At 66.1% G+C, this 20,095-nt stretch carries 20 protein-coding genes; 15 read left to right on the forward strand and 5 right to left on the reverse strand.

The features are described from left to right. The first annotated feature begins 36 nt into the window (after window positions 1-36). Genes AC1MDG_RS08340 through AC1MDG_RS08350 form a run of 3 tightly spaced genes read left to right on the forward strand, consistent with a single transcriptional unit; the run spans window position 37 to window position 2,732 of the window. Window positions 37-777 (forward strand): DUF5998 family protein, encoded by a 741-nt coding sequence (locus tag AC1MDG_RS08340; protein ID WP_479808516.1) that lies wholly within the window; start codon window positions 37-39, stop codon window positions 775-777. Between the two features lies 1 nt (window position 778). Next, window positions 779-2,017 (forward strand): alkaline phosphatase family protein, encoded by a 1,239-nt coding sequence (locus AC1MDG_RS08345; RefSeq protein WP_479809055.1) that lies wholly within the window; start codon window positions 779-781, stop codon window positions 2,015-2,017. Then, entirely contained in the window at window positions 2,010-2,732 is a 723-nt protein-coding gene (locus AC1MDG_RS08350; protein ID WP_043480579.1) for a thymidine kinase, read from the forward strand. The genes AC1MDG_RS08345 and AC1MDG_RS08350 overlap by 8 nt, the downstream gene beginning before the upstream one ends. A gap of 4 nt (window positions 2,733-2,736) precedes the next feature. Here AC1MDG_RS08350 and AC1MDG_RS08355 read toward each other — a convergent pair whose 3' ends face one another. Then, entirely contained in the window at window positions 2,737-3,282 is a 546-nt protein-coding gene (locus AC1MDG_RS08355; protein ID WP_479808517.1) for a flavodoxin domain-containing protein, read from the reverse strand. A 99-nt stretch (window positions 3,283-3,381) separates the two neighbouring features. Next, a complete protein-coding gene (sepH, locus tag AC1MDG_RS08360) occupies window positions 3,382-4,848 on the reverse strand; it encodes a septation protein SepH (RefSeq protein ID WP_479808518.1) in 1,467 nt (488 codons plus the stop codon). 357 nt (window positions 4,849-5,205) lie between these two features. Between sepH and AC1MDG_RS08365 the strand changes: the two genes are divergently transcribed. Continuing rightward, window positions 5,206-5,505 (forward strand): DUF4193 domain-containing protein, encoded by a 300-nt coding sequence (locus tag AC1MDG_RS08365; RefSeq protein ID WP_043480587.1) that lies wholly within the window; start codon window positions 5,206-5,208, stop codon window positions 5,503-5,505. A 40-nt stretch (window positions 5,506-5,545) separates the two neighbouring features. Here AC1MDG_RS08365 and AC1MDG_RS08370 read toward each other — a convergent pair whose 3' ends face one another. Beyond that, on the reverse strand, window positions 5,546-6,034 hold the full coding sequence (locus AC1MDG_RS08370) for a DUF3093 domain-containing protein (RefSeq protein ID WP_043480590.1): 489 nt from the start codon (window positions 6,032-6,034) through the stop codon (window positions 5,546-5,548). A gap of 106 nt (window positions 6,035-6,140) precedes the next feature. Here AC1MDG_RS08370 and dut point away from each other — a divergent pair, with 106 nt between their 5' ends. The 4 genes from dut to AC1MDG_RS08390 all read left to right on the forward strand — a co-directional run bounded on the left by dut (window position 6,141) and on the right by AC1MDG_RS08390 (window position 8,656). Beyond that, the gene (gene dut, locus AC1MDG_RS08375; RefSeq protein ID WP_479808519.1) at window positions 6,141-6,689 is read left to right on the forward strand and encodes a dUTP diphosphatase; all 549 of its coding nucleotides are present in this window, start codon (window positions 6,141-6,143) and stop codon (window positions 6,687-6,689) included. A 95-nt stretch (window positions 6,690-6,784) separates the two neighbouring features. Beyond that, window positions 6,785-7,489: a DUF3710 domain-containing protein gene (locus tag AC1MDG_RS08380; protein WP_043480592.1), complete on the forward strand. Its 705-nt coding sequence runs from the start codon at window positions 6,785-6,787 to the stop codon at window positions 7,487-7,489. After that, entirely contained in the window at window positions 7,482-7,874 is a 393-nt protein-coding gene (locus tag AC1MDG_RS08385) for a hypothetical protein (RefSeq protein WP_479808520.1), read from the forward strand. Before AC1MDG_RS08380 ends, AC1MDG_RS08385 begins: the two co-directional genes overlap by 8 nt. Next, window positions 7,871-8,656: a DUF3159 domain-containing protein gene (locus AC1MDG_RS08390; RefSeq protein ID WP_479808521.1), complete on the forward strand. Its 786-nt coding sequence runs from the start codon at window positions 7,871-7,873 to the stop codon at window positions 8,654-8,656. Before AC1MDG_RS08385 ends, AC1MDG_RS08390 begins: the two co-directional genes overlap by 4 nt. 12 nt (window positions 8,657-8,668) lie before the next feature. Here the strand turns inward: AC1MDG_RS08390 and AC1MDG_RS08395 are convergent, their stop codons facing one another. Beyond that, window positions 8,669-9,427, reverse strand: a complete 759-nt coding sequence (locus AC1MDG_RS08395) for a potassium channel family protein (RefSeq protein WP_479808522.1) — start codon at window positions 9,425-9,427, stop codon at window positions 8,669-8,671. Beyond that, window positions 9,428-10,099 (reverse strand): potassium channel family protein, encoded by a 672-nt coding sequence (locus AC1MDG_RS08400; RefSeq protein ID WP_043480599.1) that lies wholly within the window; start codon window positions 10,097-10,099, stop codon window positions 9,428-9,430. It abuts the gene before it with no gap. 155 nt (window positions 10,100-10,254) lie between these two features. Between AC1MDG_RS08400 and AC1MDG_RS08405 the strand changes: the two genes are divergently transcribed. From AC1MDG_RS08405 to AC1MDG_RS08435, 7 genes are all read left to right on the forward strand, one after another. Next, window positions 10,255-12,231, forward strand: a complete 1,977-nt coding sequence (locus AC1MDG_RS08405; RefSeq protein ID WP_479808523.1) for an APC family permease — start codon at window positions 10,255-10,257, stop codon at window positions 12,229-12,231. Next, on the forward strand, window positions 12,228-13,589 hold the full coding sequence (locus AC1MDG_RS08410) for a class I SAM-dependent RNA methyltransferase (RefSeq protein WP_479808524.1): 1,362 nt from the start codon (window positions 12,228-12,230) through the stop codon (window positions 13,587-13,589). The genes AC1MDG_RS08405 and AC1MDG_RS08410 overlap by 4 nt, the downstream gene beginning before the upstream one ends. 154 nt (window positions 13,590-13,743) lie before the next feature. After that, the gene (gene acnA / locus AC1MDG_RS08415; RefSeq protein ID WP_479808525.1) at window positions 13,744-16,554 is read left to right on the forward strand and encodes an aconitate hydratase AcnA; all 2,811 of its coding nucleotides are present in this window, start codon (window positions 13,744-13,746) and stop codon (window positions 16,552-16,554) included. Between the two features lie 148 nt (window positions 16,555-16,702). Further along, window positions 16,703-18,676 (forward strand): 1-deoxy-D-xylulose-5-phosphate synthase, encoded by a 1,974-nt coding sequence (gene dxs, locus AC1MDG_RS08420; RefSeq protein WP_479808526.1) that lies wholly within the window; start codon window positions 16,703-16,705, stop codon window positions 18,674-18,676. Next, window positions 18,673-19,233 carry a DUF402 domain-containing protein gene (locus tag AC1MDG_RS08425; RefSeq protein WP_479808527.1) on the forward strand — a complete coding sequence of 187 codons (561 nt, stop codon included), beginning with the start codon at window positions 18,673-18,675 and terminating at the stop codon, window positions 19,231-19,233. The genes dxs and AC1MDG_RS08425 overlap by 4 nt, the downstream gene beginning before the upstream one ends. Then, window positions 19,230-19,790, forward strand: a complete 561-nt coding sequence (locus AC1MDG_RS08430) for a hypothetical protein (protein WP_479808528.1) — start codon at window positions 19,230-19,232, stop codon at window positions 19,788-19,790. Before AC1MDG_RS08425 ends, AC1MDG_RS08430 begins: the two co-directional genes overlap by 4 nt. A 35-nt stretch (window positions 19,791-19,825) precedes the next feature. Then, complete coding sequence (locus AC1MDG_RS08435) at window positions 19,826-20,044, forward strand: helix-hairpin-helix domain-containing protein (RefSeq protein WP_043480605.1); 219 nt, start codon at window positions 19,826-19,828, stop codon at window positions 20,042-20,044. The last annotated feature ends 51 nt before the right edge of the window (window positions 20,045-20,095 follow it).

Here is a 20,095-nt window from a genome sequence, read left to right on the forward strand (position 1 = left end):
TTAGCAAGTGCCCAGCCGATCTGTGAAAATGGGGTAATGAGTCCCCAGCCTCCCACGTCGAAGCCGCAAGCACCCCGAACCGGCCACCAGGCCCCGCACAGCCATAACGCGCATGACCACGGTGCCCAGGGCCAGAGCCTTGACGGGGCCCTCCAGCAGGCAGGCTTCTACCCCCGGCTGGTAGCCGATGTTGTTGACGATGCACTGGACGGCCGCGACTGCATGGCGCACCTTGTGCACCTTGAGACCCATTTCGACCGGGCAGAAGTCCGCCGCCACATCACCGTGCTGGTGCTGACGGACGACATGCTGGTCATCGCCCACGTTGACGACCAGCAGTTGGACGAGGCCGGGGAACAGATCGTCGCCCAAATCTCCACCGAGTCCGTGCCCGTGGCGCAGATCCGCTCCGTGGTGCTGAGCTACATGTACGCCCAGCCGCAGAACTACAAGCCCTCCGATCCTGTCCGGGAACTCACCCTCTCCATCGCCTGGTCCGGCGGCCAGCGGCTGGACATGGGACCGGCCAGCTGCGGGGATCCGCAGTGCGAGGCGGACCACGGCTACAGCGGCACCATCGCCCAGGAAGACATTGTGCTGCGCATCAGCGCCGAAGCTGACGGCCTGCAGGCCGTCCAGGACGCCAAGCTGTTCGCCCGGGCGCTTCGTGCGGTCAACACCGGTTCGCCGGCGCCCGTGCCGCACAGCCCCGTGTCCGCGCCGCGACCCCGCACCGGTGTCTTCGGAAACCGCCTCAGCCGCGGGCACCAGCGCTGAGATGACGCCCGGAAACAACCGTGAACCGTCAGCAATAGCCGTCGCGGAGGGAACCCCCGCTCCTTCGTCGATGCCCGCCGCGCCCGCGTTCGGTCAACGCTCCATCGCGGAAGTCCTCACCAGTGCGGCAGCCAGCCTTGGGATTGAGGGCTTCGATAACCGGTTGAACCTGCCTGCCGCCAAGCGGGTGTGCGTGGTCCTGGCAGATGGCCTGGGCCGCGGCCTGCTGAAACAGAAGTCGGCGCACACCCCCTTCCTCCGGTCCGTGATGCAGCAGGGACAGGGAAAGGTGCCGGTAGCCCTGGATTCCGCTTTTCCCTCTACCACTGCATCCTCCCTCGCCAGCTTTGGAACCGGGCTCCCGGCCGGCCAGCACGGACTGGTGGGCTACGACGTCCTGGACCCGGCACAGGACAAGGTTGTCAATATGCTGGGCAACTGGGACGCCGGAGTGGACCCCCGGGAGTGGCAGCCCTTTCCCACGGTGTTCGAGCGCGCCGCCGCCCACACCGACGTCACCACCATCAGCCTTCCCCAGTTCGGCGACTCACCCATGACGCAGGCTGCCCTGCGGGGTGGCCGCTTTATCGCCGCCGCAACTCCGCATGCCAGGACTGCCGCAGCGGCCGACGCCATGATTGCTGCCGAAAGCTCCCTGATGTACTTCTACGTCAACGACCTGGACAAGGCCGGACACCGTTATGGCTGCCAGTCGGCCCAGTGGGAACACCAGCTTGAAGAACTGGACGCCACCGTCAAGCGGCTTAACGCCACCCTTCCGCCGGGCACCACGGTCCTTTTGACGGCGGACCATGGCATGCTCGACGTTCCCGAATCACAGCGCCTCGACTACTCGGCGGATCCTGACCTCGTTGCCGGGGTCCGGCACACAGCGGGGGAGCCGCGCATGGTGCACCTGTACCTTGAGCCGGACGCCGGGGAACAGGACCGCGCCAGGCTCATCGGGTCCTGGCGGGAACGGTTCGGCGACAGGATCTGGGCGTTCACCCGGGAGCAGGCCGTGGCCGCCGGGCTGTTCGGCGATGTCCGGCCGGAGGTCAGCCCGCGCATCGGGGACGTGATGATCGCCGCCCGGGATGCCCTGGCGTTCTACGACACGCGCCGAGTGCGCCCCACCGCGCTGGAGGTCGTAGGACAGCACGGATCGCTGACCAAGGCGGAGCGAGAGGTTCCGCTGTTGTGTTTCCAGGCTCAAGGCAGAAAGGGAGCGCGTGGCTGAACTCGTTTTCTTCTCAGGCACCATGGACTGCGGGAAATCCACCCTGGCCCTGCAGATGGACCACAACCACCGTGCCCGCGGGCGCGGCGGTGTCCGGTTCAGCCGCAACGACCGGGCGGGCGGTGCAAGGATCTCCAGCCGACTCGGACTGGAGACGGACTGCGTTGAGGTCCAGGACACCACGGATTTCTGGGACGAAGTGATCGAGCGGCGCACCCGCGGCCTGCGGGTGGACTACCTCATCTGCGACGAAGCCCAGTTCTACTCGCCGGAGCAGGTGGAACAGCTGGCCCGGATTGTGGACGAGATCGACGTCGACGTGTTTGCGTTTGGGATCAGCGCGGATTTCCGGACCCGGCTGTTCCCGGGATCGCAGCGGCTGATCGAGTTGGCGGACCGCGTCCAGGTCCTGCAGGTGGAGGCCTTGTGCTGGTGCGGACGCCGGGCCACCCATAATGCACGGACCATTGACGGAGTGATGGTCACCGAAGGGGCTCAGGTGGTGGTGGGCGACGTCGACATGGCCGGAGATCCGGCGTCCACCGGCACAGCGGACCACGCCCCGGTGGTGGGCTATGAGACATTGTGCAGGCGGCACTTCATGCGGCGGGTTACGGCCCACGGAGCCAACGTCATGGCCCAGCAGGACCAGTTGCTGCCGTTCGAGGTGGACGCCTGCCTGTGGCACGGTTCCGGGGAAACCCGGCGCAGCTGACCTGCTAGGCCGGGGCGCTGCCTGCCGGCGCGGACGGAGCAGGGTTAGCCAATTGGGCGGTTACCTCATCCGTCCAGGCGTCGACAGCAGCCCAGTCCCGCAAATCCCCGAACTGGCCGCCGGTGAGGCGGAACAACACCCGGAGCAGTGCCGGCATCTGGGCGGCCTCGTAGACACCGGAGAAGAGTTTGTGGCCGCGAAGCTCAACGTCCTTGGCGAGAACTCCCGCCAGGCGTGCCTGTTGTATCGCCGCACCCCGCTTGCGGAACGGCTTTGGCAGGGCGTCCGACATCCCCACGCTGAAGGCCCAGACAGGTCGCTTGGCCAGCTCAGGCGCATGGCGTGCAAGAAACGCGGCGGCCGGGGGCAGCCACGCCTGGTTGTGGATGGCGCTCCCCACAACAACAGCCTCGTACGAGGAGACCGACCCGATGTCCTCGACGGACCTGCACTCGACCTTCCCCATTTTGACCGCAATCCGGGAAGCTATGTGCTGGGCGATCTCGCGGGTGGAACCCAGTGCACTTGCATAGGCGACAAGAACAGCCATGATGAAGCCTCCTACCTTCCGACTTCCAGTCTCCTTGAAACGTTGCCGGCTGGAAGGTGCCAAAAGTCCTGTTGCGGGCACAGGCGAGGCAGGACCGGCTTAGTCGCCGCGTGCGCCGAAAACTATCTCATCCCAACTGGGTACGCTGGAGCGCTTGGGTTTTGACGGCTGCCGCTCCGGTTGCTCGGCTTCCCGGTCATTCCTGGCTGCGTCGTTCCGGGCTGCGTCGTTCCTTGCCGGTGCCGGAGCGTCGTCCCGGACCCGGCGGGGGCTCCCGCCGCCCAACAGCTCATCCAAGCCCACGTTCGGGGCGGATTCGCGGTTCCAGCCGGACTGGCGGCCGGGGGCCGCTCCCCTCACGGGAGCGGACTCCGCACCGGCAGTTTCATCGCGTGGCGGGGCAGAATCGATCGTGGCCGGAGTGCTGCCGGACTCATCAGCGGATGCTTCGTCCGGACCCGTCACCGGGCGCAGGGGAGAGGCCACGATGGTGATTTCACGGGTTTCGGTGCTGACGCCGTCGTGGAGTTTCAGCCGTTCGTCGTCGTCCTCGGTGTGGCGCGGGGCCAGGCTCAGGCGGGACAGCACGGAGGCGCGGACCTCCCGCTTACGGGTGAACGAGTCGCCTTTGGCGGCCGGTGCAATGGCTTCCTCGCCGCTTTCTGGCGCTGTCCCGTTTTCGTCTGCCTCGGGTTCCGCTACTACATCGGACGGACGCGGGTGGGCCGCCGGAACACCGTTGGTGAGCAGCAGTGCCAAGGCATCGTCGCCATCTTCGTCCACGCCCAGCCGTTGGCCGCGCCGTGACCGTAGCATGTCGAGCAGCCCGTCCGGATCCTTTCCCGGCTGGCCGGCGGCCGTCCGGGCGGCTGCCGCCTCGGCGTCTGTCTCAAAGTCGAACGGCCGGTCGGAAACCGCTGACAGGCGGCGGGCAGGGACCGGGCCGTCGAGCGGTTCCAGTTCGCTGAGCTGCTGCGCCCACCGGTTGGCATTGTGCAGGGACTTGCGGGCCGGACTGAAGGTCCACATGGCCGGCGGTTCCTCGCCGATGCTGGCGTGCCGGCCGGGATTGGTCTCGAAGCGGGCGACGACGGTCCACGTGCCGTCCGGGCGCCGCCAGGAGTCCCATTCAACCGTTGAGGACTCGATGCCGTGGGCGTTGAGGCGGTGTGCCACCATGTCACCCAGGGTGGCGGGGCTGTCCCCGAAAGCGGAGCGGTAGACGTCATGGCCCGGTGCCGGGGAGGCCACCTCGATTTTTCGGGCCTGCTGGGCCACGTACTCGCGTTCCGCCAGGACGGGGCCTTCGTAGCGCTGGACCTTGGCCAGGGGAATGCCTGAGAGGTCTGCTACCTCGGCCGCCGTGGCCCCGCTTCGGATGCGCGCCTGGATGTCCCGCGGGGACATGGCAACGGGCGCAACTGTAGCGGCTACTTTCGCCGGAGAGCGGCTGGCCGCGAGCCGGAGAGCTTCGTCGATAGGCAGCTGGAACATCTCGCCGCCGGTGCCGCTCAACAGGAGATGCTCTCCGTCGTCGTGGACGCCTACAAGCCGTAGATCCTGCATACAAATCCTCCACCCTGGCATTACTGACATTCGAAACTCTGCCACCCGCCAGTCGCTTTTCCGGGGAAGGGAGAGGGCGCGCCGCGATATTCCGCGACTTTCCGGGGTTTGCCCCTCCATCGGGCCGCCCCGGTCCGCCCCCTGCCGGGCGTCCGGTTGCATGCTGCCCGAAGACCTCTCGCTTTCGGGCTTTGGTTAGGTGAAAATGGGCGCCTGCGCCGGGCACAAAATCAGGCAGCCCGGCGTTGACATCGGTGAACCGGACCGGCGCCATGCCAAGGGGCATCATGATTCCCGGGGCGCTGCCTGCCGGGACCGGCGATCCAACCGAACAAAGCGGAGTGTGAACAGAAAATAATGGCGACAGATTATGATGCGCCGCGGAAATCAGAAGAGGAACTGAACGAGGATTCCATCGAGGAGCTGAAGACCAGGCGCGCGGAAAAGCCGACGGCGGTGGTGGATGAGGACGAGTCCGACCTTGCCGAAGGCTATGAGCTCCCGGGTGCAGATCTGTCCGGCGAGGAACTTTTGGTACGCGTCCTGCCGGCCCAGGCGGATGAATTCACCTGCTCGTCATGCTTCCTTGTCCGTCACCGCTCGCAGATCGCCCGCGAGAAGGACGGTTTGCTGTTCTGCAAGGACTGCGAGGGCTGAGAGCGTCGGGGGCTGCTCGCCGGCGCGTGTGCGCGTGTGCTCAGGCGCCGGTCAGGACGGCGGTCAGTTCTGCCGGGTGCCGCGTTGACGTGAGCCAGTATGGAGTCGGATCGGAGGGGTCGGTGATGTCGATCTTCACCACGGGGTCAACCCAGCCGCGGATGCAGAGGTATGCCAGTCCGTTCAGGCGCGGGCCGCGCTCTGCGGTCGCCTCCTTGCCGCTGAACGGGGTCACGGTTCCTATGTACCGGCGTTCAATGGTGGCGCGCCCCACCTGAAGGGTCTCCGCCGTCACCGTGATTGAGGGCGTGGACAGGACCAGCAGTACGGTGATGATGGCGAAAAGCACCAGCGCCGCCGTGATGCCGGCCGCCATGCTGATCGGAGCGAAAACAAGGATGCCGGCGCCGGACAGGCCAGCCGCCACCAGCCAGATCCAGGGGCTGGGGCGGATCTTCTCGTTGTAAAGAACGGTTGTTCCGCGGGGTGTGCTGTTGGGGGCAGGCACAGCTGCACTAGATTCCGGCATAGGCCCAGCTTTCCACTTTTCCCGGGCTATTTCACCTTGGCCGGGCGCCGAACGGTACCAGCGGCGGCTAGGCCCGGGTGTGCCGCTGGCGTTAGAGTGAATGACTGTGACTGAAGAAACTGCAGCCGTGACTACTTTGCCGTCGGACTCCCCGGAAGGCAGCGCTGCCGCCTACGGATCGCCCACCCTGTCCGTGCAGCTGAAAATGCTGGATGACGGCCTCGAAGCGCCGTCCTACGCCCACCCGGGCGACGCCGGGGCGGATCTGCGGGCGCGCGAGGACGTGATCCTTGAACCGGGTGAACGCCGGCTGGTGCCCACCGGAGTCTCGATAGCCCTGCCGAACGGCTTCGTGGCCCTCATCCACCCGCGTTCGGGGCTCGCCACCAAGCACGGACTGACAGTGGTCAACGCCCCCGGAACGGTCGACGCCGGATACCGCGGCGAGATCTCCGTGACCCTGCTGAACACGGACCGGGAGAAAGCCATTGAGCTCCGGCGCGGCGATAGAATTGCACAGATGGTCATTCAGCGCGTGGAGTACGCACAGTTTGTGGCCGTCGCGGAATTGAGCGACTCAGTCCGCGGTGACGGCGGCTTCGGTTCCACCGGTGGTTTCGGTTCGGGCGGCGGCTTCGCAACACCGCAGGCCTAGGCCCGGGGCGCCGCCAGGCACTGCCGGCGCTGCATGACTTACCGCGCGGCCCGGGTGGCACGGCGGGACAAGATCACAACTAAGGAGACAACCCGATGGTTTTTGGGCGTGGCAAGAAGGCCAAGAAGGACCAGGCAGCAGAGCCCGGGGAAACCCTGGAGACTGCAGGCTCTGACGAGGAGAGCACCGGCCGCCAAGCCACGGGACCCTTTGACGTCTCGGAGATTGACAGCACCGACGGCTACGTGGATCTCGGCGCCCTGCTGATTGCACCGCGGGAAGGCCTCCAGCTTCGGCTTGAGATAGAGGAAGCCACGCAACGGGTTGTGGCCGTCACCATGGACCTTGACGGTTCGAGCCTCCAGCTCCAGGCCTTCGCTGCCCCGCGCACCGAGGGACTCTGGGACGAGATCCGGGAGCAGATCGGGCAGTCCGTGGGAAGCCAGGGCGGCCAGGTCGAAGAAATCCCCGGTGCCTTCGGCACCGAACTGGTGGCTAAGCTTCCGGCAGGAACTGCCGACGGCGCGGCCGGCTACCGCGTGGCCCGCTTCATCGGCGTCGACGGTCCCCGCTGGTTCCTCCGCGGCGTCCTGGGCGGTGAGGCCGCCCTGGACCGCGATGCCGCGGCGAACCTCGAATCGCTGTTCCGCCAGATCGTGGTGGTCCGGGGCGAGAGCCCGATGCCTCCGCGTGACCTGCTGCAGCTTCGCCTGCCGAAGGACTCCGCTCCGGCGCCCCAGCAGGGCGCACCCGAGTTCCAGCAACCCGAGCGCGGTCCGGAGATCACCCAGATTGGCTGATCCGGCCGGCCAATATCCGCAGCCCGAACTTTCCATTGGTGGATTGCCGGAGCGGGGCCGGGTGCTGTGCCGTGGCTTCATTGAGTCCGTGACGTATGTTCCGGCCACCCAGGTTGCCACGTTCACCGCGATTGTCATGGACCACGACCTCCCGCCCGCCAAGCGCGGACCTGCCCCGGCCGGCACGGAACCGCGGTCGGCCCGGAAACCCGGGGGTCCGGGCCGGCGCGACCGGCTGCGGGTCGTGTGGCTCGGCCGGCGGCGGGTACCCGGCGTCGACCCTGGGTGTGAACTCAGGCTGGAAGGCATGCTGACTGTGCGCGACGGTCTTCCCACCATGTTCAACCCCCGCTACGAGATACTGTCCCGCCAGGAGAACCAATGACGACGCCCGAGAACCCGGATCCCGCAGCCAGGCCCGGCCAGCCGCGCCCCACTCCGGAGTCGCCGTCAGTTGCCGACCTCGCGGAAGGCTACGCCGCGAAGGCCGGCCTGCACCGCTCGGAGGACGGCAGCATCGACGTGCTCAAGAGTGCGGGCGGTGTCCAGGGCATCGCGGAGAGCATCGTGCCCGGACTTGTCTTCCTCGTGGCCTTCACCGTCACCCGGGAGCTCACCCTGTCCCTGGTGGGCGCCCTGGCTGCGGCCGCTGCCTTCACGGTTGCCCGCCTCGTCCAACGCCGCCCGCTGACCCAGGCGCTGGCGGGGATCGCCGGCGTCGGAATTTCCGCGTGGCTTGCGAACACCACCGGCAAGGCCGAGAACTTCTATGTCCTCGGGTTCTTCACCAATGCCGCGTACATCGCCGGCATGGTGCTGTCCATTGCGCTCCGCTGGCCCATTGCGGGCCTGCTGTTCGGCTTTATCCGGAACGAGGGCCTGGACTGGCGCAAGGACCCGGCCCGGGTCCGGGCCTACCGCCTGGGCACCTGGGTGATCGTTGGCGTCCTGGCCCTGCGGCTCCTCGTTCAGGTGCCGCTGTACCTCCTCGGCGAGCAGGGCCTGGCCGGCCTCGCCACCACACGGCTTCTGATGGGGGCGCCGCTGTACATCCTGGGCATCTGGGTAGCGTGGCTCATCACCAAGCCCGTTGTGCCGTCGGAGCCGCCGGCTCCGTCACCGCCGCCGGGTGCACCGTCACAGCCGGGTCCTCCGCCGCTGCCTTAGCCGGCGGAACGTTCAGCCGTCGAAGCCGTCGTCCTCGGGCGCCTGCTGTTCCTGCCGGGCGGGGAGGTGGCCTTCTTCCCCCGCGGCCTGCTCCGATTCCCGGTCCTGCTGCTGCTCGGGGGAGAGCAGCGCCCTGAGGTCGTCTTCGGCGGCGATGGTGGTGACGAAAAACAGTTCGTCACCGCCGTCGAGCACGTCGTCCCGGCTGGGAGTGATGGGGGCCTGGTCCCGCAGGATCGCCACCAGCGTTGAGTCTTCGGGCCAGTCGATGTCTCCCACAGTGAGTCCGATGACGTGTGAGTCGTGGGGAACGGTGAATTCGACAAGGGACGAAACCCCGGTCTGCAGGGTGAGCAGCCGGACGAGGTCGCCGATTTCCACCGCTTCCTCGACGAGTGCGGTCATGAGCTGGGGGGTGTTGACTGCGACGTCGACACCCCAGGAGTCGTTGAACATCCAGTCGTTCTTGGGGTTGTTGACGCGTCCCACGGTGCGTCCGACGCCGAACTCGGTCTTCGCCAGCAGGGACACCACCAGGTTGACCTTGTCGTCTCCTGTGGCTGAAACCACCACGTCGGCGTCGTCGAGCTTGGCGTCCTGGAGTGTGCTCAGCTCGCAGGCGTCGCCGACCAGCCAGTGCGCCCCACGGAGCCCGCTGCGCCCGATCACTTCCGGCTTCAGATCGATCAGCAGGATCTCGTGTTTGTGGGAAAGAAGCTCACGGGCGATCGAGGAACCGACGCTCCCTGCCCCGACGATAACGACTTTCACTTACTGCTCCTTGGGTGGTTCTTTGGCAAGAATGTGGCCTACCTCTGCGCTGCGGTCCACGCGCAACATGGCATGGACAGTGTCGCCCTCCTGGTAGGACGTGCCGGGGCCGGGTAGCATCCCTTCGCCGAACCTGGTCAGGTAGGCAATCCGGATGTCGGCCACCTTCTCGATGGCGGCCAGCGGGTGCCCGATCCAGGCCGGGTCGAGGTCGATTTCGGCCAGGACCAGCCGGCCTGACGGCTCACGGAAGTCACCGGCAAGGTGCTGTTCCGGCAGGATCCGGCGCAGCACCTGGTCCGCGCTCCAACGCACGGCCGCCACCGTGGGAATGCCCAGGCGCTGGTAGATCTCGGCGCGGCCGGGGTCGTAGATCCTGGCCACCACATGGGGCACGTGGAAAGTCTCGCGGGCCACCCGGGTGGCCAGAATGTTGGAGTTGTCACCGCTGGACACTGCGGCGAAGGCATAGGCCTCACTGACGCCGGCCTGCTTCAGGGTTTCGCGGTCGAACCCGACTCCGGTGACCTTCCGGCCGGAAAAACCGGTGCGGAGCCGGCGGAAGGCACGGTCGTCCTGGTCGATGATGGCCACCGAATGGCCCGCATCCTCGAGGGTATGCGCCAGCGTTGCTCCCACGCGGCCACAACCCATGATCACGAAGTGCGCCACCCGTGCCTCCTCAGTCTTTTTCCTGTTGCTGCGTAAGACTCTACCGGCCGTCCGGGCCGCCCGTTCCGGTGTCCGGCAGATACTGCGCGGCGACGGCGGAGGCACCGGGCGGATCCTGTCATGACATCGCGTCCGAATCAGACTAGCTTTGTGGAGTGCTGACAATATTGAATGCCGTCAAACGGGTTCTCGTCGGGCGGCCATTCCGCAATGACCGGCTCGCCCATACCTTGCTGCCAAAGCGGATCGCGCTTCCCATTTTCGCCTCCGACGCCCTGTCCTCGGTGGCCTACGCGCCCGACGAAATCCTCCTGACCCTGGCCCTGGCGGGCGTCAGCGCCGTGGCCTTCTCGCCCTGGGTGGGGCTGGCCGTCATGGTAGTGCTGTTGACCGTCGTCGCGTCCTACCGGCAGAACGTCCACGCCTACCCGTCCGGCGGCGGCGATTACGAGATCGCCAACGAAAACCTGGGCAAGTTTGCCGGGCTCACGGTAGCGTCAGCGCTGCTGGTCGACTACGTCCTGACCGTTGCCGTGTCGATGTCCTCGGCCGCAGCCTATCTGACCACCGCCGTGCCCTCGCTGCACGGCGAGCGGGCCCTCATTGCGACTATCGGCGTCATCATTCTGGCCCTGGTGAACCTTCGCGGCATCCGGGAGGCCGGCAGCGTGTTCGCCGTCCCCACGTACATCTTCATGGCCTCCATCCTCGGCATGACTGCCGTCGGCATCTTCCAGGCCCTCACAGGCCAGTTAGGCAAGGCGCCGTCGGCGGATTTCACGATCGTTCCGGCCGCCGGCTTCGACGAAGGGCTGGTGGGCCTGGCCGGAGCGTTCCTGTTGCTGCGGGCGTTCTCCTCGGGTGCCGCGGCGCTTACCGGCGTCGAAGCCATCAGCAACGGTGTGCCGAACTTCCAGAAACCCAAGAGCAAGAACGCCGCCACGACGCTGCTTTTGCTCGGCGTCATCGCCGCCTCCATGCTTGCCGGCATCATCTACCTGGCCAACGCCACCAAAGTGCACATTGTGCTGGACCCCGCCACGGAATTCCTGCTGGACGGCCAGCCCCTCCCCGAGGGCTACATCCAGAATCCGGCCATCAGCCAGATCGCCCAGACCATCTTCGGTGAAGGATCCATCCTTTTCTACGTGGTGGTCGCCGCCACCGGCGTGATCCTGGTGTTCGCGTCCAACACGGCCTTCAACGGCTTCCCGGTCCTGGGTTCGATCCTGGCCCAGGACGGCTACCTGCCCCGCCAGCTGCGCACCCGCGGCGACCGGCTGGCCTTCAGCAACGGCGTCCTGGCCCTGGCCGCCGGAGCCCTCGTGTTGATCCTCGCCTTCGACGCGGACGTCACCAAACTCATCCAGCTGTACATTGTGGGAGTCTTCATCTCGTTCACGATGAGCCAGCTCGGCATGATCCGGCACTGGGGCCGGGAGCTGAAGCTCGCCAGGGATCCGGCCATCAAGCTGCGCATGCTCAAGTCGCGCATCATCAACACGATCGGCTTCGGCATGACGGCGCTGGTCCTGGTGATCGTGCTGATCACCAAGTTTGAACAGGGGGCCTGGATCGCGCTGCTGGCGATGTTCGTGCTCTTCCTGATCATGTGGAGCATCCGCGCACACTACGACAACGTTGCCAAGGAACTGTCCGTGGACGAGGATTCCTCGCCCCGCGCCCTGCCGTCCCGGGTCCACGCCGTGCTGCTGGTTTCCCACGTCCGCAAGCCTGTGCTGCGGGCACTGGCATATGCCCGGGCATCGCGGCCCTCGCGGCTTGACGCCATCACCGTGGACATCAACTCCGAAGAAACCGCACACACCCTGGCCGACTGGGAAAAGCTCGAAATTCCGGTGCCGCTGACGGTCCTCGCCAGCCCGTACCGGGAAACGGTGACCCCCATCATGGAATACGTGAAGAACATGCGGCGGGATTCGCCCCGTGACCTGATCGTGGTCTACATCCCCGAGTACGTGGTGGGTAAATGGTGGGAACAGCTGGTCCATAACCAGACGGCCCTGCGGATCAAAACCCGACTCCATTTCGAGCCGGGAGTCATGGTTGCCAGTGTGCCCTGGCAACTGAAATCGTCCGAAGAAGCCAAGAAATTGCAGGATATCCAATGAGCCCCGAGACCCAGACCCGCACGCACGCCGAACTTGTAGTGGACATCGGGCCTATCGCCCACGGCGGCCACTGCGTTGCCCGCCATGAAGGCCGCGTGGTTTTTGTCCGCCACGCCATTCCCGGCGAAAAGGTCCGGATCCGCCTGACGGACGCGGGCGAGGACTCAAAGTTTTGGCGCGCCGACGTCGTGGAAGTTCTCGAGGCGTCGCCGGACCGCCTGGCCCATTTCTGGCACGTGGCCGATTCCCTGCGGTCCTGGTCCCATGGCCACCCTCCGGTAGGCGGTGCAGAGCTGGGCCACGTGTCACTTGGACGCCAGCGAAGCCTCAAGGCGGACGTCCTGGCGGAACAGCTGAAGCGGCTCGCCGGCGTCGAACGCGTCACGGAGGTGGAAGCTGTCGGCGCGGCCGCCGCCACAGGCGACCACAGCCCTGGTGCGCCCGGTCTGGGCTGGCGCACACGGGCCAGCTTTACCGTGACACCCGCAGGGAAGCTGGGCATGCACGCCCACCGGTCCGACCAGGTCATTGCCATCCGCGAGATGCCATTGGCCGTGTCCGGTATCAACGACCTCAGGCTCTGGGACATCGACCTCACGGGCATTGAGCGCGTCGAAGTGGCAGCCCCCGCCAACGGATCGCGCCCGCTGGTGCTGCTGGCCCCGGCCGCAGGCACCCGCGCAAAGCGCCTCAGCGGGATCCTTGCCCAGCTGCCCGACGACGTCTCGGTGGCCAGCTTCGATCCGGCCAAGGGGGAGGCGCTGCAGCTCCGCGGACGCACGTGGGTGCAGGAGTCGGCCGCCGGGCACGAGTTCCGGGTCACGGGGGAGGGCTTCTGGCAGATCCACCGGGATGCTCCGGAGACACTCGTCGGGGCGGTGAAGGGATTCCTGCACGACGGCGGGTACCTGGAGCCCGGCGCGGTGGTCGCGGACCTGTATGCCGGGGCAGGCCTGTTCACCGCCGCACTCGCGGACGCCGTGGGCGTGACCGGCTCCGTGCTGTCCGTTGAGGGTGCCCCCGGCACCAGCCGCGACGCGCGGAAGAACCTGCACGGGGCGCCGCAGGTGGAGATCGTGCAGGGACGCGTGGAGCGCGTCCTGCGCCAGAAGCCCCGTAACTTCGATGCCCTGGTGCTGGACCCGCCCCGTGCCGGCGCGGGCAAGGCAGTGGTCAGCCAGCTGATGGCGGCAGGACCCCGGGCCGTCGCCTACGTCTCCTGCGATCCGGCGTCGTTCGCCCGGGACCTGGGGTACTTCCGGCAGGGCGGCTGGCAGCTCGCGGGGTTGCGGGCGTTCGATCTGTATCCGCACACGCACCACATGGAGACAGTGGCGTTGCTGACGCCCCCGGCCTGATGTGACTAGGATGGGCGTAGTAGTCCCACGTCGCGCGCCGAATTCTCGGCTGACCCCATGCTCTTTTGTATGACCTTGTACTAATTAGGATGACCTAACTAGCAAGCGGTCTACCGCGCGACAAAGATGAAACTGTTGCGAGAGGAGTCCTGCGATGAGCATTGTGGACAGCTTCGGTTCAAAAGGCAAACTTAATGTAGCCGGTACCGAATACGAAATTTTCCGGTTGAACTCCGTTGAAGGTGCAGAAAACCTTCCGTTCAGCCTCAAGGTATTGCTTGAAAACCTGTTGAGGACCGAGGACGGCGCCAACATCACGGCCGATCACGTCCGAGCACTGGCCGGTTGGGATCCCAGCGCCGAGCCCGACACTGAAATCCAGTTCACGCCGGCGCGTGTGATCATGCAGGATTTCACTGGCGTGCCCTGCGTTGTGGACCTCGCCACCATGCGTGAGGCAGTCAAGGAACTCGGCGGCGACCCCAAGCGGGTTAACCCCCTGGCACCGGCCGAGATGGTGATCGACCACTCGGTGCAGATCGACGCATTCGGCAACTCCGGCGCACTGGAGCGCAACATGGAGATCGAATACCAGCGGAACGGGGAGCGCTACCAGTTCCTCCGCTGGGGCCAGACCGCGTTTGACGACTTCAAGGTCGTCCCGCCGGGAACCGGCATCGTGCACCAGGTCAACATCGAATACCTGGCCCGCACCGTCATGACCCGCGAAGTTGACGGCGTCGTCCGGGCATACCCGGACACCTGCGTCGGCACCGACTCCCACACCACCATGGTCAACGGCCTGGGCGTGCTGGGCTGGGGCGTGGGCGGCATTGAAGCCGAGGCGGCAATGCTGGGCCAGCCCGTGTCCATGCTGATCCCGCGCGTCGTGGGCTTCAAGCTGACCGGGTCCATCCCGGCCGGCGCCACCGCCACCGACGTTGTCCTGACCATCACCGAGCAGCTGCGCAAGCACGGCGTGGTGGGCAAGTTCGTGGAATTCTACGGCGAGGGTGTGGCGGCGGTGCCGCTGGCCAACCGCGCCACCATCGGCAACATGAGCCCGGAGTTCGGCTCCACGGCCGCCATGTTCCCGATCGACGACGTCACCCTCGAGTACCTGCGCCTCACCGGCCGCTCGGAAGAGAACGTGGCCCTCGTGGAGTCCTACGCGAAGGAACAGGGCCTTTGGCACGATCCTTCCAAGGAGATCAAGTTCTCCGAGTACCTCGAGCTGGACCTGTCGACGGTTGTTCCGTCGATCTCCGGCCCGAAGCGCCCGCAGGACCGCATCGAGCTCACGGACGCCAAGGAGCAGTTCCGCAAGGACATCCACAACTACGTGTCCATCGAAGACGGAAGCGTGGACGAGTCCCTGGAAGAGTCCTTCCCGGCCTCCGATCCTCCCTCCTTTACCCACGCTGATTCGCACACCACGGAAACGGCCCGGGTCGAGTCCGCCGCCAACGGCGCCCACGGACGTCCGTCCACCCCGGTGCACGTTGTCACCGCGGACGGCCGCGAGTTCGAGCTGGACCACGGCGCGGTGTCAATCGCCTCGATCACCTCCTGCACCAACACGTCCAACCCGTCCGTGATGCTCGCCGCAGCACTGCTGGCACGCAACGCCGTGGACAAGGGCCTGGCCGCGAAGCCGTGGGTCAAGACCTCCGTTGCCCCCGGCTCCAAGGTGGTCACCGACTACTACAACAAGTCCGGCCTCACCCCCTACCTGGAGAAGCTCGGCTTCTACATCGTGGGCTACGGCTGCGCCACCTGCATCGGCAACTCCGGCCCGCTCGACGCCGAAATCTCCGAGGCCATTCAGGCCAACGACCTTTCCGTCACGGCCGTGCTGTCCGGTAACCGCAACTTCGAGGGCCGGATCAACCCGGACGTCAAGATGAACTACCTGGCCTCCCCGCCGCTGGTCATCGCCTACGCCCTGGCCGGAACCATGGACTTCGACTTCGACACCGACGCACTCGGCCAGGACGAAGCCGGCAACGACGTCTTCCTGAAGGACATCTGGCCGAACCCGGTCGAGGTCCAGAAGGTCATCGATTCCTCGATCGACAAGGAGATGTTCGCCCGCGGCTACGAGGGCGTCTTCGACGGCGACGACCGCTGGAAGGCCCTCGACACCCCTGCCGGCGACACCTTCGCCTGGGACGAGAAGTCCACCTACGTCCGGAAGCCCCCGTACTTCGAAGGCATGAAGGCCAAGCCGGAGCCCGTCACGGACATCACCGGCGCCCGCGTGCTGCTCAAGCTCGGCGATTCCGTCACCACCGACCACATCTCCCCGGCCGGTTCCTTCAAGTCGGACACCCCTGCCGGCCAGTACCTGCTGGCCAACGGTGTGGAGCGCAAGGACTTCAACTCCTACGGCTCACGCCGTGGCAACCACGAAGTCATGATCCGCGGCACCTTCGCGAACATCCGCATCAAGAACCAGCTGCTCGACGGCGTCGAGGGTGGCTTCACCCGCGACTTCACCCAGGCAGACGGCCCCCAGGCGTACGTCTACGACGCCGCCCAGAACTACCAGGCAGCCGGCACCCCGCTGGTGGTCCTGGCAGGGAAGGAATACGGCTCCGGCTCGTCCCGTGACTGGGCAGCCAAGGGAACCGCACTCCTGGGCGTCAAGGCTGTCATTGCTGAAAGCTACGAGCGCATCCACCGCTCCAACCTGATCGGCATGGGCGTCCTGCCGCTGCAGTTCCCGGCCGGCGAATCAGCCGCAACCCTGGGCCTGACCGGCACGGAAACCTTCTCAGTCGAGGGCGTCACCGCCCTCAACGATGGCACCACCCCGAAGACCCTCAAGGTCACTGCCACGGCTGAAGACGGCTCCGCCAAGTCCTTCGATGCGGTCCTCCGCATCGATACCCCGGGCGAAGCCGACTACTACCGCAACGGCGGCATCCTGCAGTACGTGCTGCGCCAGATCTCCGCCAGCTAGCGGCAGAGGTCACAACCGGCACCACCAAAAGCCCCGGCCTGTCACCGACAGGCCGGGGCTTTTGCGTTGCGGCGGGCGGTCACTGCGCCCGTCCCGCCGGCGAGGCGTTAGAGTTAAAAGGCATGTCTACCACCCGAAGGAGGCCCCGTTGGGAATTTTGGACACCATCCGGAATCCGCAGGACCTGAGCAAGTTGACCGAAGAACAGCTGTCCCAGCTGGCTGCGGAGGTCAGGAGTTTCCTGATCGGAAACGTGTCGCAGACGGGTGGCCACCTCGGACCGAACCTCGGCGTCGTGGAACTGACCATGGCCGTGCACCGCATTTTCGATTCCCCCCGTGACAGCATCGTGTTTGACACCGGGCACCAGTCGTATGTCCACAAGCTCCTCACCGGACGCCATGACTTCAGCACCCTTCGCCAGGAAGGCGGCATGTCCGGCTATCCGGACCGGGAAGAGTCCGAGCACGACATCGTGGAAAGCTCCCACGCCTCCTCGTCGCTGTCCTGGGCCGACGGCATCTCCCGCGCCCGGCAGCTGACCGGCGACGGCGACCGCTACGTGATTGCCGTGGTGGGGGACGGCGCCCTGACCGGCGGCATGGCCTGGGAAGCGATCAACAACATCGCCGCGGATAAACGCCGCCGCGTGGTGATCGTCGTGAACGACAATGGCCGTTCGTATGCGGCCACCGTGGGCGGCTTCGCTGACTATCTCGCATCGTTGCGCCCCACCATCGATTCCTTCCGTGCAGCTCCTGCTTACGAGGGCACCCTGGACTGGTGGAAGCGGAAGCTCCAAAACGGCGGACCGGTGGGCCAGTTCACGTACCGCAGCCTGCATGCCATGAAGAAGGGCATCAAGGACTGGTGGGCGCCGCAGGGCATGTTCGAGGACCTGGGCATGAAGTACATCGGCCCCGTGGATGGCCACAACCTCCAGGCGATGGAGCATGCACTCTGGACCGCCAAGAACTATGCCGGCCCGGTCATCGTGCACGCCATGACCGAAAAGGGCCATGGCTATGCGCCGGCGCGCGCCCACGAGGCCGACCAGTTCCACGCTGTGGGCATCATCGATCCCGAAACCGGGGAGCCCACCGAGGCTGGCGGCGCCCAATCCTGGACGTCGGTGTTCGCCGATGAGATCGCCGCCATCGCCGATGAGCGCAAGGACATCGTGGGCATTACCGGTGCGATGCTCATTCCTGTAGGCCTGCACAAATTCGCCGCACGGCACCCGGAGCGCGTCTTCGACGTCGGTATTGCCGAACAGCACGCGCTGACTTCCGCCGCGGGCATGGCCTTCGGCGGGCTCCACCCCGTGGTGGCCGTCTATGCGACGTTCCTGAACCGTGCCTTCGACCAGCTGCTCATGGACGTGGCCCTGCACAAGGCAGGGGTGACGATAGTCTTGGACCGTGCCGGCGTCACCGGCCCCGACGGCGCCAGCCACCACGGCATGTGGGACATGGCCATGGTCCAGATTGTGCCCGGCCTCCACCTGGCTGCCCCCCGCGACGCAACCAGGCTCCGCGAAGAACTCCGCGAAGCCGTGGCCATCGAGGACGCACCCACCGTGGTCCGGTATTCCAAGGGCAGCGTGGGCGCAGAAGTGGAAGCCCTCGAACGCCTTGGCGACGGCGTGGATGTGCTGGCACGCCGCCCTGCGGGCTCCAACGAAAACGACGTACTGATTGTCAGCGTCGGCGCCATGTCCGAACTCGCCCTGGACGTTTCCAACCGCCTGGGCGCGCAAGGCATCAGCTCCACCGTGGTGGACCCCCGCTGGCTGCTGCCGGTCCGGAAATCCATCATTGCGCTGGCTGCCCGCCACCGGTTGGTCATCTGCATCGAAGACGGCGTCCGGGCCGGCGGCGTGGGTTCACGCATCCGGCAGGAAATGCGCGCCGCAGGCGTGGACACCGCCCTCAACGAGGTGGGGCTGCCCGTGGAGTTCCTGGACCACGGCACCCGCGCGCAGGTGCTGGAACGGGTCGGTCTCACGGCCCGCCAGATCACGCACGACGTCGTTGCGCAGGTTTTGGGGACAAAAGTTCCTTTTGCCCGTCCCCTGCCAGGCCAGGAACATCCGACTACGGGGAGCCTGCCTAAACTGTGATTTCGCATGAGGCCACACCCCCGGAGAGCCTGAACCCGGGAGACCTGGTGGTGGCACGGAACCGCAAATGGGACGGCGGAGCCCACTGGGTGGTCCCGGGCAGCTACCTCGGCGAGGACCGCCACGGCTGGTGGATCTTCCAGCCCGAGGGATCGTTTATTTCGCGGCCCGGGGCAGCCTTCCACGCGAGGTCCGATGCCGTGCTTCTGGTTCCACGGACCGGGGACTACGTTGCCACTTTCTACGATGACGACTACCCGGGGGACTTCCGGGTGTACGTGGACCTGGCCGTGGGCCACGGCTGGAACCACCTCCGGCCCGGCACGCTGGAATTCCACGTGATCGACATGGACCTCGACGTGATCCGGTCCGTGACCCGGGGCGTCTACATCGACGACGAGGACGAATTCGCCGAGCACCAGGTGAGCATGCACTATCCGCGGGACCTCGTGGACCGCATGCTCGCGGAGACAGAACAGCTTTACCAGGCCGTTAAGGCGCAGCAGGCACCGTTCGACGGCACAGACGCCGAGTGGTTTAGGAGAGGACGGGCATGAGCGGAATCATCAGGGTCTACAAACGCGACGACGAAGGGGTCCTGCTGTTCCGGGAGGCCTGGTTCGATGAGGACTACAGCCAGTTCGTGATGAATCACGGCGTGGTGGGACACCAGAGCAAGACGGACGAAACGGACGTTGCCGATGCCGCGGCCGCGGAAGGCCTGATGGACGCTTTCGCGGTGCAATGCGCCGAGGACGGCTATGCCGAGCTTGCCGACGAAGAACAGTTCTGGGTGGTGGCCCAGTACGCCTTGAAAACCAAGGACGGCACGGACCGTGACCGCTACCTCGAGGAAAAAGCCAAAGACGCCCTCATCAGCCACCTCGCCTGGCGCGGCCTCGGCACCGTGGAACGAAGCGAGTTTGGCGACGCCAAACTCAATATCTTCTGCCTGTGCCCGGACGTCAACAAAGCCGTGAATGCGATCAAGGTCTGCATCCGCGGCGAGGACCTGGACTTCACCAAGCTCAGCATCGCGGCGGCGCCGTTTGCGGATCCGGAAGCGTTTAAGCTCAAGCACTCGCCGAAACCGGCTTCGGGCTTTACCCTCTAAGAGGGGGGCAACCGACTCACTGGGAGGCATCCGCTATGGCGCCAAAATCCGTTCAACCAGGCCGCACCCCGATTCCCCGTGGAATTGGTGCGCCTGCCCGCAGGGCCATGGCCCATGCCGGACTGGAAACCTTGGAACAAGTGGTCCAGTTCGGTCAACGGGAACTGTCGAAGTTGCACGGAATGGGCGTCAAGACCATGGCCCAGCTCGAAGATGCCATGGACGAGCACGGACTCGAGTTCCCCGCGGTCTGAGCGGCCTTCCGGATACTCGCACGGCACTGGACGCCCCCGGACTGGAGGGCG

The sequence above is a fragment of the Arthrobacter sp. AIWTK1 genome (assembly GCF_056680535.1).